17 protein-coding genes and 2 pseudogenes are annotated in these 20,402 nt (G+C 38.9%); 17 read left to right on the forward strand and 2 right to left on the reverse strand.

Going from position 1 to position 20,402, the window contains the following annotated elements:
* Positions 1-99: 99 nt before the first annotated feature.
* From A6749_RS21630 to A6749_RS21680, 11 genes and pseudogenes are all read left to right on the forward strand, one after another.
* Positions 100-420: pseudogene (locus A6749_RS21630) on the forward strand (recombinase RecA); the annotation flags it as partial.
* Between the two features lie 332 nt (positions 421-752).
* Positions 753-1,184: pseudogene (locus A6749_RS21635) on the forward strand (recombinase RecA); the annotation flags it as partial.
* A 304-nt stretch (positions 1,185-1,488) separates the two neighbouring features.
* Positions 1,489-3,048, forward strand: a complete 1,560-nt coding sequence (rny, locus tag A6749_RS21640) for a ribonuclease Y (RefSeq protein ID WP_066396304.1) — start codon at positions 1,489-1,491, stop codon at positions 3,046-3,048.
* A gap of 88 nt (positions 3,049-3,136) precedes the next feature.
* A complete protein-coding gene (locus A6749_RS21645; RefSeq protein WP_066396314.1) occupies positions 3,137-3,934 on the forward strand; it encodes a TIGR00282 family metallophosphoesterase in 798 nt (265 codons plus the stop codon).
* 204 nt (positions 3,935-4,138) lie between these two features.
* A complete protein-coding gene (spoVS, locus tag A6749_RS21650; protein ID WP_038541258.1) occupies positions 4,139-4,399 on the forward strand; it encodes a stage V sporulation protein SpoVS in 261 nt (86 codons plus the stop codon).
* 499 nt (positions 4,400-4,898) lie between these two features.
* A complete protein-coding gene (locus tag A6749_RS21655; RefSeq protein ID WP_066396322.1) occupies positions 4,899-6,635 on the forward strand; it encodes a 2-oxoacid:acceptor oxidoreductase subunit alpha in 1,737 nt (578 codons plus the stop codon).
* Complete coding sequence (locus tag A6749_RS21660) at positions 6,636-7,502, forward strand: 2-oxoacid:ferredoxin oxidoreductase subunit beta (protein WP_066396336.1); 867 nt, start codon at positions 6,636-6,638, stop codon at positions 7,500-7,502.
* Between the two features lie 210 nt (positions 7,503-7,712).
* Complete coding sequence (miaB, locus tag A6749_RS21665) at positions 7,713-9,257, forward strand: tRNA (N6-isopentenyl adenosine(37)-C2)-methylthiotransferase MiaB (RefSeq protein WP_066396343.1); 1,545 nt, start codon at positions 7,713-7,715, stop codon at positions 9,255-9,257.
* 1 nt (position 9,258) lies between these two features.
* On the forward strand, positions 9,259-9,705 hold the full coding sequence (locus tag A6749_RS21670; protein ID WP_066396346.1) for a YlbF/YmcA family competence regulator: 447 nt from the start codon (positions 9,259-9,261) through the stop codon (positions 9,703-9,705).
* Between the two features lie 203 nt (positions 9,706-9,908).
* Positions 9,909-10,454 (forward strand): outer spore coat protein CotE, encoded by a 546-nt coding sequence (locus tag A6749_RS21675; RefSeq protein ID WP_066396348.1) that lies wholly within the window; start codon positions 9,909-9,911, stop codon positions 10,452-10,454.
* Positions 10,455-10,551: 97 nt separating this feature from the next.
* On the forward strand, positions 10,552-10,752 hold the full coding sequence (locus A6749_RS21680; protein ID WP_066396354.1) for a hypothetical protein: 201 nt from the start codon (positions 10,552-10,554) through the stop codon (positions 10,750-10,752).
* 58 nt (positions 10,753-10,810) lie between these two features.
* On the opposite strand, the gene A6749_RS21685 is transcribed toward A6749_RS21680, so the two are convergent.
* Entirely contained in the window at positions 10,811-11,701 is an 891-nt protein-coding gene (locus tag A6749_RS21685; RefSeq protein ID WP_066396364.1) for a LysR family transcriptional regulator, read from the reverse strand.
* 243 nt (positions 11,702-11,944) lie between these two features.
* On the opposite strand from A6749_RS21685, the gene hpaB reads away from it, so the two are divergent.
* The 6 genes from hpaB (at position 11,945) to hpaD (ending at position 18,791) form a co-directional block, all read left to right on the forward strand.
* Complete coding sequence (hpaB, locus tag A6749_RS21690; protein ID WP_066396369.1) at positions 11,945-13,426, forward strand: 4-hydroxyphenylacetate 3-monooxygenase, oxygenase component; 1,482 nt, start codon at positions 11,945-11,947, stop codon at positions 13,424-13,426.
* A 110-nt stretch (positions 13,427-13,536) separates the two neighbouring features.
* Entirely contained in the window at positions 13,537-14,013 is a 477-nt protein-coding gene (locus A6749_RS21695; protein ID WP_066396374.1) for a flavin reductase family protein, read from the forward strand.
* A 15-nt stretch (positions 14,014-14,028) separates the two neighbouring features.
* Positions 14,029-14,925: a riboflavin kinase gene (locus A6749_RS21700; RefSeq protein WP_066396377.1), complete on the forward strand. Its 897-nt coding sequence runs from the start codon at positions 14,029-14,031 to the stop codon at positions 14,923-14,925.
* 294 nt (positions 14,926-15,219) lie between these two features.
* The gene (gene hpaI / locus A6749_RS21705; RefSeq protein ID WP_174842918.1) at positions 15,220-16,140 is read left to right on the forward strand and encodes a 2,4-dihydroxyhept-2-ene-1,7-dioic acid aldolase; all 921 of its coding nucleotides are present in this window, start codon (positions 15,220-15,222) and stop codon (positions 16,138-16,140) included.
* A gap of 79 nt (positions 16,141-16,219) precedes the next feature.
* On the forward strand, positions 16,220-17,746 hold the full coding sequence (gene hpaE / locus A6749_RS21710) for a 5-carboxymethyl-2-hydroxymuconate semialdehyde dehydrogenase (RefSeq protein WP_066396385.1): 1,527 nt from the start codon (positions 16,220-16,222) through the stop codon (positions 17,744-17,746).
* Positions 17,747-17,807: 61 nt separating this feature from the next.
* Positions 17,808-18,791: a 3,4-dihydroxyphenylacetate 2,3-dioxygenase gene (gene hpaD / locus A6749_RS21715; protein WP_066396389.1), complete on the forward strand. Its 984-nt coding sequence runs from the start codon at positions 17,808-17,810 to the stop codon at positions 18,789-18,791.
* A gap of 79 nt (positions 18,792-18,870) precedes the next feature.
* Here hpaD and A6749_RS21720 read toward each other — a convergent pair whose 3' ends face one another.
* Positions 18,871-20,085, reverse strand: coding sequence for an MFS transporter (locus A6749_RS21720; RefSeq protein WP_066396394.1), 1,215 nt, complete (start codon positions 20,083-20,085; stop codon positions 18,871-18,873).
* Positions 20,086-20,402 lie beyond the last annotated feature (317 nt).

Genomic DNA, 20,402 nt, shown 5'->3' on the forward strand with positions numbered 1-20,402 from the left:
TGGAACGCCGTATGCGGGGAAACTCGCACGTACGGTGTGAAGCGGGGGAAAACAGCTCCTACAAGTAATGTTGAGGATGACTGTTACCTATCGCTAACGCTCGACCCAGCTTATGCACAAAAATTAGGCGTTAACATTGATGAATTATTACTTTCCCAGCCAGATACTGGCGAGCAGGCGCTTGAGATCGCTGAAGCATTAGTACGAAGCGGTGCAGTAGATATTATTGTTATCGACTCTGTTGCTGCGTTAGTACCAAAAGCTGAAATTGAAGGTGAAATGGGTGACTCCCATGTAGGTCTTCAAGCGCGCTTAATGTCGCAAGCACTTCGTAAACTATCTGGTGCTATAAACAAATCGAAGACAATTGCTGTCTTCATAAACCAAATCCGTGAAAAAGTCGGAGTAATGTTTGGAAATCAACTTGTAGTTGCTTAGTCTATTGATAGAGTAAGGAGTTTACACTGGGTTTCCCTTGCTAGTGATAGCATGAAAAATACCTTGTGAACCCTATTGCCTAGGGGTGTGATGGAAACATTGCTAACGGTGAAGCCCTCCAATAAAACTGGGTAATACCGTGCCAAGCCTTACAAAGTTGTGAGGAAGGTTTAGAGACTAGCGAAAGGGGCTTTAGAGCTAACCGAGTAGCGTACGGCAGGGGATAGGCTGCTGCCGGAAGTGCAAGGCTCTCTATTTTAAATAGAGATGAAGAGATAGTCCATACTATAGAGATGGTAAATCTATAGAGTTAGCCAGAGACTACGCCTGGGGGGCGTGCGCTGAAATTTTACTCGACAATTCGTCTTGAGGTCCGCCGTGCTGAAACATTAAAGCAAGGCAATGAGATGGTTGGTAACAAGACAAAAATCAAAGTTGTCAAAAATAAAGTGGCTCCTCCATTCCGTACTGCTGAAGTAGATATAATGTATGGAGAAGGAATTTCTAAGGAAGGCGAAATCATCGATTTAGGCTCAGAATTAGATATCGTCCAAAAGAGCGGTTCATGGTATTCCTACAATGATGAAAGACTTGGTCAAGGACGCGAAAATGCGAAGCTGTATTTAAAGGAAAATCCTGATGTCCGTCTTGAAATTCAGCAAAAAATCCGTGAGCATTACGGTTTAGATGGGGAGAAAACCGTCACTGAAACTAATGACGACGAGCAATTTGAATTACTAGATTAATTTGTATGGGCAAAGCCGAATATAGGTTTTGCCCTTTATGCTACTGGAATAATTATTCAAATATAACAGTAATTATACATAAACTGCATAAAATCAATGGTTTAATTTCAAAATATTTGAAAAAGCCTTATGGAGTAAGCCTTGACAATGAATATATACACCTTTACAATTAACATGTATATTTTACATTTTTGGTAATATTACAATGCGAAAAGCCTTAGTGCTTGCTGTATGTTGAGTCTAAACAATGTACATGCCGACACTTAAAAAACGTTAAAAGTTCATAGCAAGAGGAGGTGTAACGATGGACCCAATTACTATCATCTCCATTTTGCTTGGCCTTATCGTCGGTGCCGTTGTTGGCTATTTTGTTCATAAATCCATTGCTGAAGCAAAAGTTACTGGTGCAAAAAATGCTGCGGAACAAATTATTGAAGATGCGAAACGTGATGCTGATGCATTGAAAAAAGAAGCTTTGCTGGAAGCAAAGGATGAAATTCACAAGCTTCGCTCAGAAGCAGAACGTGAGGTTCGTGAACGAAGAAATGAAATGCAAAAACAAGAAAACCGTTTACTGCAAAGAGAAGAGAATTTAGATCGAAAAGAGGAAACGTTAAACAAGCGTGAAAATCTTTTAGAAAAGAAGGATGATTCTCTAAACCAAAGACAACAGCATATTGAAGAGATGGAAAGCAAAGTGGACGAGTTGGTAAGAAAACAACAAACAGAACTCGAACGAATTTCGAGCTTAACGCGTGATGAAGCTAAAACCATCATCCTAGAAAGAATGGAAAAAGAACTTTCCTATGAAACCGCGATGATGATTAAAGAAAGCGAAAGTCGTGCGAAAGAGGAAGCAGATAAAAAAGCGAAAGAAATTTTATCGCTAGCAATCCAACGTTGCGCTGCTGACCACGTTGCGGAAACAACTGTCTCGGTCGTTAATCTGCCGAATGACGAAATGAAGGGCAGAATCATTGGTCGTGAAGGCCGAAATATTCGTACCCTTGAAACATTAACAGGTATTGACTTAATTATTGACGATACTCCTGAAGCAGTCATTCTATCAGGTTTTGATCCAATCCGTCGTGAAACTGCCCGTCTGGCACTTGAGAAGCTTGTTCAAGACGGCCGTATCCATCCTGCACGAATTGAGGAAATGGTTGAAAAATCCCGTCGTGAAGTGGATGAGTATATTCGTGAAGTCGGAGAACAAACCACCTTTGAGGTTGGCGTTCATGGACTTCACCCAGACCTCATCAAGATTCTGGGCCGCTTAAAATTCCGTACAAGCTACGGACAAAATGTGTTAAAGCACTCAATGGAAGTAGCACAGCTTTCAGGGCTGCTGGCTGCTGAGCTAGGTCAGGACGAAACGCTGGCAAGACGAGCAGGTTTGCTTCATGATATTGGTAAAGCGATTGACCATGAAGTAGAAGGAAGCCATGTTGAAATTGGGGTTGAACTTGCAACTAAATACAAGGAGCACCCAGTAGTAATAAACAGCATCGCCTCCCATCATGGAGATACGCCGCCTACGTCGATTATTGCAGTGCTTGTAGCCGCTGCTGACGCTTTATCGGCTGCTAGACCAGGCGCTCGAAGTGAAACATTAGAAAACTATATTAGACGTCTTGAAAGACTTGAAGAGATTTCCGAGTCATATGAGGGTGTTGAGAAATCCTTTGCCATTCAAGCAGGGCGTGAAGTACGGATTATTGTTAGACCTGATGCAATTGATGATCTTGCGGCACATCGTTTAGCACGAGATATCCGCAAACGTATTGAAGAAGAATTGGATTATCCAGGACATATTAAAGTGACAGTCATTCGTGAAACACGAGCTGTTGAATATGCAAAATAAGCGGTGCGTCTGCACCGCTTTATTTAATTTCTGAAAAATTATGTTACAATCAAACAAGAATGATTTTTATAAATGAAAGGGAAATTAGATGAATTTACTTTTTATCGGCGATATTGTCGGCTCTCCCGGGAGAGATATGGTGAAAGAATATTTGCCAAAATTAAAAGAGAAATACAGCCCACAATTAACCATCATTAATGGGGAAAATGCTGCTGGGGGAAAAGGAATCACAGAAAAAATTTATCGTCAGTTTTTAGAGCAAGGTGCACAAGCCGTAACATTGGGGAATCATGCTTGGGATAACCGGGAAATCTTTGAATTTATTGATGATGCGAAATACTTGGTCCGTCCGGCCAACTTCCCAAAGGATACACCGGGGAAAGGACTTATTTTTATCAAAATAAATCAATTAGAAGTGGCCATTATCAATTTACAAGGCCGTACATTCATGAACCCGATTGATTGTCCATTTCAAAAGGCAGATGAATTAATTTCTATTGCCAGAGAAAGAACACCTTTGATCTTTGTTGATTTTCATGCCGAAGTAACGAGCGAGAAGCAGGCGCTTGGCTGGTATTTAGACGGTAAGGTTTCAGCTGTAGTCGGAACCCATACACACGTCCAGACAGGAGACCATCGAATTTTGCCCGGGGGCACTGCCTACTTGACAGATGTAGGGATGACAGGGCCGTATGACGGCATTTTGGGGATGGAGCGGTCTGCTGTCCTGAAACGCTTCTTAACAAGCCTTCCTGTCCGCTTTGAAGTCCCTACGACAGGCAGAAACCAATTAAGTGCCGTTAACATAGAATTAGACAACAAAACAGGACTGGCGAAAAAAATCAAACCAATCCTTATTAATGATGACAACCCATTCTTTTCATAAACAACAATAAAAAGCGGTGTCAGGCACCTTGTGAATTTTTCACATGGTACCTGACACCGCTTTTAGGCATTTATATTGACTTTTTTTGTCCAAGCCGGAATATGTCTTTTGTTTCTTGAATATAGTAGCAGTGGAATGTTATATACCTGATTTGTCCATGAAACTGATCATGCGGAATCGGGATTTTACAAGGGGGAGCTAGGAATGGAAATATTAAAAGTTTCAGCAAAATCTAATCCTAATTCTGTAGCTGGTGCACTTGCCGGAGTTCTGCGTGAAAGAGGTGCGGCAGAAATACAGGCAATTGGTGCAGGTGCATTGAATCAAGCCGTAAAGGCAGTAGCCATTGCTCGAGGATTTGTAGCACCTAGCGGAGTTGATTTGATTTGTGTCCCGGCGTTTACCGATATTTTAATTGACGGTGAAGAACGCACAGCTATAAAGTTAATTGTAGAACCACGTTGAAGCATTAAATTCCAACTTAATAACGTGGAAATAAAAAAAGAAATATTTACCTGCCTGGTTGTTAAAAACAAGCAGGTTTTTTTTGTGTTTAATACAGAGCATTCCTTTTTCTGGATAATATATCGCTTTCACGAAAAAATATTATTTTAATATATTAATGTCTGTATAAAATAATAAGCTATGAAACTAAATAGAACTAGATTAAAATATATAAGGATTCAGGAAATACTCTTTTTTAGTGGGGGGTTTTTCAATAAAGAAAGTGTTGAATTGAAATAATAAAAAAAGATTCATATTTTAGACACTAATTTGCTCTAAAGGGTTGCATTTTTTGAGACATAGGTCTAGAATTGAAAGCGTTTAGTAAGCATCCAAAATTCTAGTATTTAGACTATAGACAATATAAATAGACTAATTTCTAGTGATTTACTTGGAAAAGTGCTACACTAATACATGATTCAAGCTACTTATTTTTTACATATCCAAAGGGGTGTAAGTAATGATCAATCAACTTTCATGGAAAGTTGGCGGACAACAAGGGGAAGGTATTGAAAGTACTGGCGAAATCTTTGCTATCGCATTGAATCGCTTAGGATATTACTTGTATGGTTATCGTCACTTTTCATCACGTATTAAAGGCGGTCATACCAACAATAAGATCAGAGTAAGTACGACCCAAGTTCGTTCAATTTCTGATGACTTAGATATCCTTGTGGCTTTTGATCAAGAAACTATTGATTTGAACTACAAAGAATTACATAGCAATGGGGTAATCCTTGCTGACGCAAAATTTGATCCAAAAAAACCTGAAGACACAGATGCTGCATTATATGCTGTTCCATTCACTGAAATTGCAACTGAATTAGGAACATCATTAATGAAAAACATGGTTGCAATTGGTGCTACTTCAGCTGTTCTAGATTTAGATATTCAAGTTTTTGAAGTAGTAGTTCGTGAAATTTTCGGTAAAAAAGGCGACCAGGTAGTTGCGAAAAACATGGAAGCGATTAAAGCCGGTTTCAACTATACGAAGGAAAAAATGGATGGCAATGTGCCAACAATGCAACTTGAAAAAGCAGACGGCAAGCACCGTATGTTTATGATTGGTAACGATGCAATCGCATTAGGAGCGCTTGCAGGCGGTTGCCGTTTCATGGCTGCATACCCAATTACTCCTGCTTCTGATATTATGGAGTATTTAATTAAGAAATTACCTGCACTTGGTGGCAGTGTAATCCAAACGGAAGATGAAATTGCTGCATGTACAATGGCGATTGGTGCAGCTTATGGCGGTGTTCGTTCGCTTACAGCTTCTTCAGGTCCTGGATTATCATTAAAAACCGAGGCAATTGGCCTAGCAGGTATTACTGAAGTTCCGCTTGTCATTGTTGATACACAACGTGGCGGCCCTTCAACTGGTCTTCCAACGAAACAAGAGCATTCTGACTTGATGTCTATGATTTACAGTACTCATGGTGAAATTCCGAAGATCGTTATCGCACCAAGTACTGTTGAAGAAGCATTCTATGACACAGCGGAGGCATTTAACCTTGCTGAAGAATACCAATGCCCAGTTATTGTATTATCTGACTTACAATTATCTCTTGGAAAACAATCAGTTGAACCGCTTGATTTTTCTAAAGTAGAAATTCGCCGTGGTAAGCTTGTTACAGAAGAACTTCCAGAGATTCCTAATAAAGGCTACTTCAAGCGCTATGAAGTAACGGAAGACGGTGTTTCACCACGTACTGTTCCTGGTATGAAGAACGGTATTCACCATGTTACAGGTGTAGAGCATGCTGAAACTGGTAAACCATCTGAATCTGCAGCCAACCGTGTTGCGCAAATGGATAAGCGTTTCCGCAAGGTTGAAAATATTCGTTTTAACACACCTGTATATAAAAATGCACCCCACGAAGATGCTGACCTGTTAATCGTTGGTTTTAACTCTACTCGTGGTGCCATTGAAGAAGCAATTGGACGCATTGAAAAAGATGGTATTAAAGTTAACCATGCACATGTGCGTTTAGTTCACCCATTCCCAACGGATGAACTGCTTCCATTAATTCGTTCAGCTAAGAAAGTAGCTGTAATTGAAAATAATGCAACTGGCCAATTAGCTAATCTTATTAAGATGAATGTTGGGTATGCTGAAAAAATTAAAAAGATTGTTAAATATGACGGAAATCCATTCCTTCCTCATGAGGTTCATTCAAAATGTAAGGAGTTGTTCTAAATGGCCACTTTTAAAGACTTTAGAAATGATGTAAAACCTAACTGGTGCCCTGGCTGTGGTGACTTCTCTGTACAAGCAGCTATTCAACGTGCTGCTGCAAATGTTGGCTTAGAGCCGGAAAACTTAGCAGTTATTTCTGGTATCGGCTGCTCAGGACGTATTTCCGGTTACATTAACTCTTACGGTTTCCATGGAATTCACGGCCGTTCTCTACCAATTGCACAAGGTGTAAAAATGGCTAACCGAGACCTTACCGTTATCGCATCAGGCGGTGACGGCGACGGATATGCGATTGGTATGGCTCATACGATCCACTCAATCCGCCGTAACATTGATATTACTTATATCGTTATGGATAACCAGATTTATGGTTTAACTAAAGGTCAAACGTCACCGCGTTCGGCTGTAGGTTTTAAAACAAAATCTACACCGATGGGTTCAATTGAACAAACTATTTCACCAATGGAAATGGCTTTAACAGCTGGAGCAACATTTGTTGCACAAAGCTTCTCAACTGACTTGAAAGACCTTGTTGCATTGATCGAAGCAGGTATTAACCATAAAGGATTCTCTTTAATTAACGTATTCAGCCCATGTGTTACTTACAATAAGATCAACACATATGATTGGTTTAAAGAAAATCTGACAAAATTAAGCGATGTTGAGGGCTATGATTCGTCTAACCGCGAAATGGCTATGCAAACATTGATGAAACATAATGGCCTTGTAACAGGATTAATTTATCAAAACACTGAGCGTCCTTCTTATCAAGAACTTCTTCATGGTTATTCTGAAAAACCATTAGCAAAAGCTGACCTTGACCTTAACCAGGAACATTTTGATAAATTAGTTGCAGAATTTATGTAAGATTTAATAAGAAAATCCCGGCAGGCATATCTGCCGGGATTTTCTTATATATGTGTCAATTTTAGCACACCTAGATTTTCTATTGTTTTCAATGAATGAAACCTTTATACTATAATAATGTGCGGATAAAGCCTTATTTTTCACTGTGCAGGCAAAAAATTGATGTATTGATCGTATTTTTATTTTGATAAGAAAGGGGTTATTTCATACATGAATGAAAAACAACGTTTAGAAGGTCAACAAGTAAATACGGCTAATTCTTCGGACAAAAAATCCGCCAAGGATTACAGCAAGTATTTCACCCAAGTCATCACCGCGCCTTCATTAAAAGATGCAAAAAAACGTGGTAAGGAAGAAGTTCAATACCACAATGACTTTGTAATCCCTGAGGAATTTAAAGGGATGGGAGAAGGCCGCAAGTTTTATATTAGAACTTATGGCTGTCAAATGAATGAGCACGATACTGAAGTTATGGCCGGGATCTTTTTGGCACTGGGATATGAGCCAACCGATCGCACAGAGGATGCCAATGTTATTCTGCTAAATACATGTGCGATTCGTGAAAATGCGGAAAACAAAGTATTTGGCGAGCTTGGGCATTTAAAAGCATTAAAAATGGAAAAGCCAGATTTACTTCTTGGTGTTTGCGGCTGTATGTCCCAGGAAGAATCTGTTGTTAATAAAATTTTAAAAACGTATCAGCATGTTGATATGATTTTTGGTACTCATAATATTCACCGTTTGCCTCAGATTTTAAATGAAGCTTACTTATCTAAAGAAATGGTTGTTGAGGTATGGTCTAAGGAGGGTGACGTCATTGAAAACCTTCCGAAAGAACGCCGCGGCAAAATCAAGGCATGGGTTAACATTATGTACGGCTGTGATAAGTTCTGTACCTATTGTATTGTCCCTTATACACGAGGAAAAGAACGCAGCCGCCGCCCTGAGGAAATCATCCAGGAGGTCCGCCACTTAGCGGCTCAAGGCTATAAAGAGATCACACTGCTCGGGCAAAACGTTAATGCCTACGGGAAGGATTTTGAAGATATCAAGTATGGTCTTGGTGATTTAATGGATGAAATCAGAAAAATTGATATTCCGCGTGTTCGCTTTACGACAAGTCATCCGCGTGACTTCGATGATCACTTAATTGAAGTTCTGGCAAAAGGCGGCAACCTGATGGATCATATTCATCTGCCTGTTCAATCAGGTTCAACAGACGTACTAAAAATCATGGCTCGTAAATATACAAGAGAACAATATTTGGAGCTTGTCAGAAAGATTAAAGCGGCAATTCCAAATGTTTCGCTTACAACGGACATTATTGTTGGATATCCGAATGAAACGGATGAGCAATTTGAAGAAACATTATCCCTATATCGTGAAGTAGGCTATGAAATTGCCTATACATTTATCTATTCACCAAGGGAAGGAACTCCTGCCGCTAAAATGGAAGATAATGTTCCAATGGAAGTGAAAAAGGAGCGCTTGCAGCGTTTAAATAACCTTGTAAATGAGCTTTCTGCAGAGGCAATGAAGAAATACGAGGGACAAATTGTTGAAGTACTAGTTGATGGGGAAAGCAAGAACAATCCTGATGTTCTAGCAGGCTACACAACAAAGAACAAGTTAGTAAACTTTAGAGGCCCAAAATCTGCCATCGGTAATATTGTAAAAGTGAAAATTAATGAAGCGAAAACATGGTCATTAAATGGAGAAATGGTGGAAGAAATAGAACCAGCAGAGGTGAAATAAAGTGGCGAAGTATACAAAAGACGATATCGTCGCTCGTGCAGCAGAATTAGCCAGCATGATTGCAGATACGGAAGAAGTGGACTTTTTTAAACGAGCAGAAGCACATATTCATGAAAATCCGAAAGTAAAGACATTAATTTCTGATATTAAAGGATTGCAAAAGCAAGCAGTTAATCTTCAGCATTATGGCAAACCAGAAGCATTGAAAAAGGTTGAAGATAAAATTGCTTCTATCGAGGCGGAATTAGATGCAATTCCAGTCGTTCAGGAATTCAAGCAGTCCCAGCTTGAAGTAAATGAATTACTTCAATTAATTGCTTCAACAATCTCTAATACCGTAACAGATGAAATTATCACCTCAACCGGTGGAGATTTATTAAGCGGGGAAACGGGAGCAAGCATTCAAAATGGCGTCTCTTGCGATAATGGGTGCGACCACGAGCATTAATCTTATGAACCAGGCTGTACTTTGCAGTCTGGTTTTTGTATTTCTAACAAACTCCCTTGTCATTAGCGCAGGCACACCTCCATTCATCCCGCATAATATGTCATGACTAAACTTTTATCCTGTATTAGAAAAATTTCAACTCACACTAGTCTAGACATTCGCATAGGATGAAATGAAACAGAAATGAGGAGGGTTCGCGCGAAATGGGAGAATACAGAGAGATATTTGCAAAGGCCGTAGTCGCGAAAGGACGTAAATATACCCAGTCCAATCATACGATTAGCCCGGCACATAATCCATCGAGCATTCTCGGCTGTTGGGTTATCAACCATAAATACAACGCGAAAAAAGTTGGTAAAACGGTGGAGATTCACGGTTCATACGACATCAACACTTGGTATTCTTATAACGATAATACCAAAACGGAAGTCGTAACAGAACGTGTTCAGTACACGGATGTTATCAAGTTAAAGTACCGTGACCACGACAGCATGGATGATAACGAAATTATAGCAAAAGTGCTGCAGCAGCCGAATACCTGTGAAGCTGTTATTTCCCCAAACGGCAACAGAATTATCGTCCATGTGGAAAGAGAATTCCTTGTTGAGGTTATCGGTGAAACAAAGGTTTGTGTAAGAGTTAATCCAGATGGCTGCAAAGATGAGGATGAAGAATGGGGAATGGACGTCGATGACGAAGAATTCGAAGAACTAAACCCGGATTTCTTAGTCGGCGGCGAAGAGGAATAAAACTAACTAGGAGGTTTTTACTTCCTAGTTTTTCTTTTTTTAACCCGCATCTTTTGGTAATAAAATAAGCACCCTAATATTCGGAGGTGTGTGATAAATGGAGCCAAAGCAGCCTGGAAATAAAAAAATGCCTGATTTTGATAAACTGAATGACCGTATCATTGCAGAAATACCATCGCAACCGATGCTTGTCATTAAGACGAATCTCGATCCAAAGAATGTTACCGATAATAATCCGTATTATCAAAGCAGGGATATAAATGATCCGAAGGAATTTAAAGAATACTTTGAGGAATAGCTTAAGCCAGGGGAAAGCCCTGGCTATATTGTTAAGAATAGGTAAATATTTATTTTAGTTATTTTGCATCTTCCACAAATTGTATTTGAAATGTTTCAAGGAAACGGATGGCACTTTTGGAAAGGTACCGATCTTTAAGCCAGATTACGGCAGATTCTGATTCAATCTTACTTTCCTCAATTTCAATTATGTTTAAATTGTCTGTCGGAAACGAATTTAATGTGGATTTGGGCAAAATGGCGGCGCCAACTTCTGCCTGAACTAACGAGATCAGCATTGTGGCATCTGGGCATTGACAAACAACATTTGGGACCAAGCCTTGGCTTTTAAACTTATCCACCACTAATTCAAATAAACCTACACCTTTTAAACGATGTAATAATAGTAAGGGCAAATCGGCTATTTCATTTAATTTCATTGTTTTTTTATCTGACCATTTCTTGGGGATAACTAGCACAAACCGATCCTTTGGAAGAGGCAGAATTGAAAAATCTTTTAAATCCAGCGGCAGTCGAACGATTGCCAATTCAATGTCTCGATTTCTAACAAATGTTGATAAAAGGGAGGAATCCCCTTCTTGCAGCCTTATCGTGACTAACGGGTATTGTTTACGAAAATACTTCAGCCGCACTGGTATGTAAGAAAAACAGGTTTTAACAGAACCAATTGATAAATTTCCTCTAATTCCTTCACCAACTTCTTTCACTTCCGAAACAGTGTCTTCAAAGCTTTTTAATAAGTCTTGGCTTTTTTTATATAAAATCTTTCCTGCCTCGGTTAACTCGAGGTTTTTTCCGTTTCGATCAAATAGAACGGTTCCAAGCTCCTGCTCTAATAATTTTAGCTGCTGGCTTAAGGGAGGCTGGGCCATGTGAAGCCTTTTTGCGGCACGCGTTATTTGTCCCTCTTGAACGATGGTAGAGAAATAACGTAGTTGTTTTAGATCCATATGACTCCTCCTGGTTTCGTATATGATTTCATATATTTTAACATATACAATTTCGTATATACTTTTTTCGTATTGAAAACCAATTTTTTTTGTATTTTTCATATATGATAACACATGTTACATTGGTATTGTAAGTAAATTCAGATTATTCTTTTTTAAAAACGGTTACAAAAAGGGATGAGATTTCCTTCGTAACCAAATTTAAACCCATTGAAAAAGCTTTTTGAGAGGAGAAAACAAATAATGCCAGCAAAAACAGGAAAACAGTATATTGAAAGAGTTGACCAAGCTCAAGCAAATGTCTGGATTAATGGAGAACAAGTAAAAGGGAAGGTATCAGAACATCCGGCTTTTAAAGGTGTAATGAAATCACAAGCTGAAATGTATGATATGCAGCATGATCCAGCAAAAAGGGATTTCATGACTTACACATCTCCAACAACTGGAGAACGAGTTGGTACATCCTATATGACTCCAAGAACAAAAGAAGATCTTGAAAAACGTCGTAAAATGATGCAGGAATGGGCTAAATTTAACGGTGGGATGATGGGACGTTCTCCGGATTATATTAATGTAGGCATAATGGCTTACGGAAACGCATCAGAAATGTTCGGAAAACAGGATCCATTTTATGCGAAAAATATGCAGGCATACTATGAGTATTGCCGTGAGAACGACATTTCTTTAACCCATACATTAATCCAGCCGCAAGTAAATAGAGCGGTTAACGCCGCGCAATTACCAGACCCGTATATTGCTGCCCGTATCGTAGAAAAGACATCTGAAGGGGTTGTAATTCGCGGTGCACGTCTTCTTGCAACACAAGGGGGCATTACGGATGAAATCATGGTGTTCCCATCAACATTATTAAAGCAGGCAGAAGAGGAGAACCCTTACGCATATGCTTTTTCTATTCCAAATAACACACCAGGGTTAAAATTTATTTGCCGTGAATCATTAGATTATGGCAAATCCAATTTCGACCATCCACTTGGGTCACGTTTTGAGGAAATGGATACGATTGTTGTATTTGATGATGTGGTTGTTCCATGGAATCGTGTTTTTGCCTTAGGTGATGTAGGAGTGTGTAACCAGGCTTACAATGAAAGTAACGCTGTTATTCATATGACACACCAGGTTGTATCCAAGAACATTATGAAAACTGAATTTGTCCTAGGAATTCTACAGTTAATGGTTGAGACTATTAATATTGGACAATTCCAGCATGTTCAAGAAAAAATGTCCGAAGTCATCATCGCCTTAGAAACGATGAAGGCATATGTAAATGCTGCTGAAGCGAATGCAAAACTGGATAAGTGGGGCGTAATGACACCTGACTTTACTCCGTTGAATATTGCACGCCATTACTTCCCGAAAATCTATCCTAGATTTAGTGAAATTATGCAGCTATTGGGAGCAAGCGGCTTAATGGCGATTCCAAATGAAGCAGACTTTAATTCCGAAATCCGCCCTGATTTAGATAAGTATTTACAAGCTGCCAACGGAGATGCCTATAACCGTGTTAAATTATACCGTCTTGCATTCGATGTTTGTATGAGTGCATTCGGATCAAGACAGACACTATATGAGCGCTATTTCTTCGGGGATCCAGTAAGAATGGCAAGCAATTTATACAATGGCTATCAGAAACAGGATTATGTTGACCGTGTAAAAGATTTTTTAAATAAGTCTGGGAATCCGCAAAATAGCGAAATCAAGCTCTAAAATGTTTGGATAAAAAGGGGACTGTTTTCTATCGACAAATGAAAATGCTCCAAATGGATGGACATCCCCTTTTTCAATGAATACAAATTTTTAACGGAGGATTTATTAAAATGGATGATCGTATGTTTAGAAATGCCATGGGGAAATTCGCAACAGGTGTAACAGTTATTACAACGGAATTAGATGGAGAAGTTCACGGCATGACAGCCAATGCATTTATGTCAGTTTCCTTAAATCCGAAATTAGTGGTCATCTCCATTGGTGAGAAGGCAAAGATGCTAAATAAAATTAATGAATCGAAAAAATTCGCTGTCAACATACTGGCAGATGAGCAAAAGGAAGTTTCTATGATGTTTGCGGGACAAATCAAAGAGAAACGTGATATTGAATTTGACCGATTAGGGGACCTTCCAGTCATTAAGGATTCATTAGCGAATATTAGCTGTAAAGTGTACAGCCAGCATGTTGAAGGTGACCATACGCTGTTTATCGGAGAAGTAACTGATATTGTTTTACGCGATGGAGAACCATTAGCATTTTATGAAGGTAAATATCGCGAAATTGCCAAGCTGGTAGACGTTAACTAAGAGGAGGTGAAAGGGATGGAAATCATTCAAATTCAGCATCCCATTTCTGATTCATTGAAAAGTAAAATGGAGCCATGTGCCCTGGCCTTAGGATTTTTTGATGGAGTTCATAAAGGACATCAAAAGCTATTACAAAGAACGAAGGATATTGCGAAACGCAACAAACTTACATTTGCCGTGATGACCTTCTTTCCACATCCGCGTGAGATTATTAATCCAAAGCAGGGGAAGATGAAATATTTAACGCCCATGGTCAGCAAAGAAGAACGTTTTCTTGAGATGGGTGTTGAAAAATTATTTGTTGTTCAATTTGATCCGTACTTTTCATCCCTTTCACCAGAAGCGTTTGTCAGCCAATATATTATTGGAGTAAATTGTAAACATGTGGTTGCCGGCTTTGATTATCATTATGGACGAATGGGAAAAGGAAATATGGAAACGCTGGAGAAGGATGGGAAAGGCAAGTTTTCAGTAACAACGGTTTCAAAAATGGATCATGTTGGCGAGAAAATTAGTTCTACTGCTATCCGACAGCTGCTTTCTATCGGGAATGTTAATTTAATTCCACATTTTTTAGGAGATTATTATAAAGTAAAAGGCATGGTGCAACAATCTTCACTCTTCTACAAAAATAATCAATTTTTAAAAATAAAGATTGATGAATCATATAGGATTCCAGCGAACGGAGTATATAACGTATTTGTTGACATAGAAGGCAGCCGTTTTAATGGTGTTTGCCATCAAGTCACTTATAAAAATAACAATGCCTCATTATTAGTGCATTTATCAAATTGTTTTATCGATACATCCCTAAAACAGGTTAATGTAATTTGGCTGCAAAAAGTTTTTACAAAGCAAAAAGAACACTCTGATTTTAGAAAGTATTTTGTTTACGATGAAATCGTCATCTAGAGGGTGGCAAGAATTCGGGAGCTAATACTTGTAGTCATTTTACTAAGGGAGCCCATATTATTGGCTCTTTTTGTATATATTAATTGTTTAAAGGGATCATAGAAATTATAAAAATATAATGAGTTTATAAAAATCATATATGATTTTTGCGAAAGATTATTGAAATCATATACGATTTGGTATATGATTTAATTGTATAAAAAATAACTACTCTTTATGAAGGGTAAGGATTCTATTTTTTTACTTCAATAAGTCTGAAAATAGATAAAATTAAAACAAAGGATGGGAAGCATAATGTTTGAAGATGTAAAAAGACGCTTAAGAGGATCGATCGCACCAGTCATCACTCCATTTAATGAAGATGAGTCAATTGACTTTAAAACAATGAGCGATTTGATTAACTGGCAAATTGAAAGCGGCAGCCATGGTATTTCAGTAACAGGCACTTCAGGCGAACCTAGTTCCTTGACAGTAAAAGAACGTGAACAAGTAATGGAGAATGCAGCTAAAACTATTAACGGAAGGGTTCCATTTGCTCCAGGTACCGGATCTGTCAATCATCAAGAGACCCTTCATTTAACAAAGGTGGCACAAGAGTTAGGTGCAGATGCTGCAATGGTTATTGTTCCTTATTACAACCGTCCATCCCAGCATGCTCTTTATAAGCATTTTAAAGCGGTTGCTGATTCTGTAGATATTCCTATCATTATCTATAATATTCCAGGTCGTACAGCCGTCAATCTTGACGTTAAAACATATGCTAGATTAGTAGAAGATTGTCCAAATATCATTGGTTCTAAAGAAGCTAATAAAGACTTTGAACATGTTAATCGAGTGTTATTAAATTGTGGCAGAGACTTTCTCTTATATTCCGGTATTGAACTCCTTTGCTACCCAATGCTGACCATCGGAGGTGCTGGTTCGATTAGTGCTACTGCTAATGTTGCGCCGGTTCAAGTTGCTGAAATGCATAATGCATGGGAAGAAGGAAATTACGAAAGAGCACTTGAATTACACTATGATCTGATGCCATTAAACGATATTTTGTTTGCTGATACAAACCCTGCTCCTGTGAAAGCTGCCCTTGGAATGATGGGTAAAATTAAACCAGTTTTACGTAAGCCAATGGATCTTCCAACTCAGCAGCTTCAAAATGAAATTCGTGAAGTCCTAAAAAAATATGTTGATTTACCAGATCATCAGCCAGCTAGATAATCAGTAGCGTTAATCGATAGATAAACCTCCTAGATTTCTAGTGAGGTTTATCTGTATAAAAATAGAGGATGTGAATAAGATGAATACCCAATTAAAAGATTTTAAAGAGAAAGCAGTTCATAAAAGGGTTGAAGATATTAAATTATATATTAATGGAGAATTTGTTGATGCCGAAAGCGGTGTTACATTTGAAAACATTAATCCTTTTACAAATCAAGTAAACAATAACGTTGCTGAAGGCCGTGCAGCAGATATGGATAAGGCGGTTGCAGCTGCCAAATATGCTTTTGAAAAAGGTCCATGGGGCAGCTTAAAAGTTTCAGAGCGTATGAACTATATTAATCGGATTGCTGATTTAATTGATGAAGAAATTGAGGATATTGCAATTCTGGAATCGTTAGATACCGGCCTGCCGATTAGTCAGACTAAAAATATGACAGCTCGTGCGGCAGAAAACTTCCGCTTTTACTCAAGAATGGTTCAAGCAAAATTACATGGCGAAGCCTATCCGGTGGATAATGAGTTTCTTAATTATACAATCTATAAACCACTAGGGGTTGTCGGCTTAATTACACCATGGAATGCACCGTTTATGCTGGAGACTTGGAAAGTAGCACCAGCATTAGCGACTGGTAATACAGTCATCTTAAAGCCAGGCGAATTATCTCCATTAACAGCAAACAAACTTGCAGAAATTATTGATAAAGCCGGGCTCCCAAGTGGTGTTTTCAATGTAGTTCACGGTTTTGGTGAGACAGCAGGGGCTAGACTAGTTGAACATCCTAGTGTAAAGGCGATTTCCTTCACAGGTGAAACGACAACTGGATCTACGATTATAAAGAATTCGGCGGATTCCTTAAAGAAAACGTCAATGGAGCTGGGCGGTAAATCCCCGTTGATAGTTTTTAATGATGCTGACTTAGATCGTGCTCTTGATGCAGCTGTTTGGGGGATTTTCTCCTTTAATGGGGAACGTTGTACATCGAATGCCCGGGTATTCCTTCATAAAAATATTAAAGACAAATTCGTAGCGGCACTCAAAGAAAGAGTAGCCAATATTAAAATCGGTGACCCAATGGATCCCTCCACTGAATTAGGACCATTAATTGGAAAGGAACACTTCAATAAAGTTAAAAGTTACATTGAACTTGCCAAGGAGGAAGGCTGTGAAGTAGTTCAAGGAGTGGTTCCAGAAGAAGTAAAAGCAGGGAATTTTGTACCTCCTACCCTCCTGTTAAACGCCACTAATGATATGAGAGTGTGCCAGGAAGAAATTTTTGGTCCAGTCATGGCTGTCATAGAATTTGAAACAGAAGAGGAGGTAATTGCAGCAGCAAATGATGTCAAGTATGGCTTGGCTGGTTTTGTCTGGACAAATGATATTAAACGAGGCCACCGCATTGCCCATGCTGTAGAAGCTGGAATGATTTGGATTAACGCACAGAATGTCAGAGACCTGCGCATTCCATTTGGCGGTACAAAAGCAAGTGGGATTGGAAGGGAAGGCGGCCACTATGCCATCTTTGAATTCTATACAGAGCCTAAGGTCATTCATGTTGCCTTAGGAGACCATCATATTCCACAGTTTGGTAAAGTGAAGAAGTAGTCATTAACCTTTCCTGATTTAGTATCAAAGTTTATGAAAATGGTAATCGGAGGGGAACTGGATGGATTTTAATATTATTCGAATTGCTAGAGCTGTTATTAATGTAAGTGACTTAAACCGTTCACGTGATTTTTACGTTAATGCTTTAGGCTTTGTTGAAACAGAAAGTGATGACCAGCATATTTATCTAAGAGGTTTGGAAGAACATACACACCACAGTTTAGTGTTAAAGAAATCCGATAAATTGGGGGTTCATGCCCTTGGTTATAAAGTAGCAAAAGAAGAGGATTTGGATAAATTAGCAGCCTTTTTTGAATCAAAGGGGTTAAAAACAAAGTGGTTGGAAGAAGGAAGCCAGCATGCGGTTGGCAGAGCCTTACATGTTCACGATGTTTCTAGAATGCCATTAGAGTTTTTCTGCAAAATGGACGGTGCTGAGCGGCTCCTGCAACGATACGATTTGTATCGCGGGGCAAGAATTCAGCGGATCGACCATGTAAACTGTGCTGTTCCTGATGTGGAAAAAGCGTATGATTTCTTTATTAACGAATTAGGATTTGCCTGCTCGGAGTATACCTCTACTGAAGACGATCGTATTTGGGCTGCTTGGCTTCACAGAAAACAGGGAGTGCATGACCAGGCCTTTATGAACGGCGAAGGGCCTAGACTTCATCATATCGGCTTCTGGCTTCCTGATCCATTAGCCCTAATTCATTGCTGTGATGTTCTTGCATCATTAGGCTATGGGGACAGTATTGAAAGGGGTCCGGGTCGTCATGGGCTTTCGAATGCGTTCTTCCTTTACTTAAGGGACCCGGATGGATACCGGATTGAGCTTTATAACGGGGACTATTTAACTAGCGATCCGGATTTCAAACCAATCCGCTGGGATTTAGATGATCCAAGACGCCAAACTTTCTGGGGACATAAAGCTCCAGATAGCTGGTTTAATGAAACCTCTCCTTTTCTAGATATTGATACAGGTGAAGAAATAACAGTTTCTGAAGCAAAATTAGCAAAAATTAAGCCAGAGTTTATAATATAATGAAATAAAGTAGAGGAGTAACTATTTGGGGAATTTCCATCTGAGTTACTCCTCTTTTTTGTTTTAATGGACTGCTATATCAACCTCCTGAACTAAAACCGCTGTTTTCTTTCCCAATTCCACTCGCCGCCTTTTTTGCTTGATTACTATTGACTAAAAACAAAACAACCAGTATCAAAATAAAGATTGAAGAAAGGCCAAACATTGCCTGATATCCAATCTTGCCGGCCGTAAAACCCAAAACTGGAGCACCTACAGCCATCCCCAAATCCATCCCGGTTAGGATCATAGCGTTGGCCGTCCCTTTTTTGTTTGAGCTCACCTGGCTGACAGCCCATGATTGAAGCGTTGGCTGCAGAGTCCCGTAGGCGGTACCAAAAAACACAGCCGCTAAAATTAATAGCCATAGAGAATTAATTATAGATAAGAGGAGCAGCCCTATCATTCCGGATAAGCCAGCAGGTATAATAAGCCGTTTATGGCCCACCTTATCATATAATCTACCTGAAACAGGGCGGATAAATATCATCATAATCATAAAAACAAGAAAATAAATTGATATGCTTGCGCCTAACCCGGTTTCATCACCAAGACCATCAATAAAATTAAACACGCCTGTGAAAGTCACACAAAGGAGAAATACTAGAATGCTGGGAAACAGGGCTTTTTTATCAAAAATGTAATAGACTATTGAACTATTATTATTCTTAGATGGTTTTTCACCAGTACGATTGATTTCTAAATTTTTTACATAGAAGCTGCAGGTCGCAATAATAAGAATGATGATAAGTGAAAGGGTAAGGACCATATTAAAATTAAAGGCATGGAGCACAGCCAATCCAGCAAATGGTGCAAAGCTTGCTCCTAAACTTGTGGCCATACCAAAATATCCTACCCCCTCCCCGAGACGGCTCGTTGGGACAGTAGTAGTCGCAAGCGTTGCCAAGAGGGTGGTGATAATTCCAAAACCAATTCCTTCAAAGATCCGCAGCAAAATTATAAACGAATACGAGCTATTACCATAACTTAGAGCGATACTGACAATTATGAATAGCAATGTTATGCAAATTGTCTTTTTGATTTTAATTCTAGGAAGAAAGATACTCACAAGAGGACGTGTGAAAATAGAAGCCAGCATAAAAGCAGTTGTCATTGTTCCTCCAAGTGCCGGCTTATGAGTCAATTGTGTGATATAAACGGGGAAACTGGCATTTAACATGTGCAAGCTTAAGAAAAATAGAAAGGTAATCAAGATAATCAGAAAAAATGGTTTTGACCATAATCGGGGTTTCATTTCGCCTCAGACCTCCCAAATAGAAAAATCATGTATGATTTCATATACGATTTAAACTAACTATAAACAATAAATATATGTTAAATCAACATTTTAAGAATTACGTTTTTGAAACCTATTAACAATGTAAGTATTGAAAGTTGCGGGGGATCTAGTGATCTATTAATTGAAAAAAAGAAAGTTTGAGCCCTTGGCTATAGTAGGAAAAAGGGCTGCTTTTTTTAGATTTTTTTTTATAACACAAAAATTATTCGGATAAATATAAATATTCTTTAAAATTATATTGACTCTCCTGTTACTGGAAACTTTATGATGAT

Source organism: Neobacillus mesonae, assembly GCF_001636315.1.
Classification (GTDB): Bacteria; Bacillota; Bacilli; order Bacillales; family Cytobacillaceae; genus Neobacillus; species Neobacillus mesonae.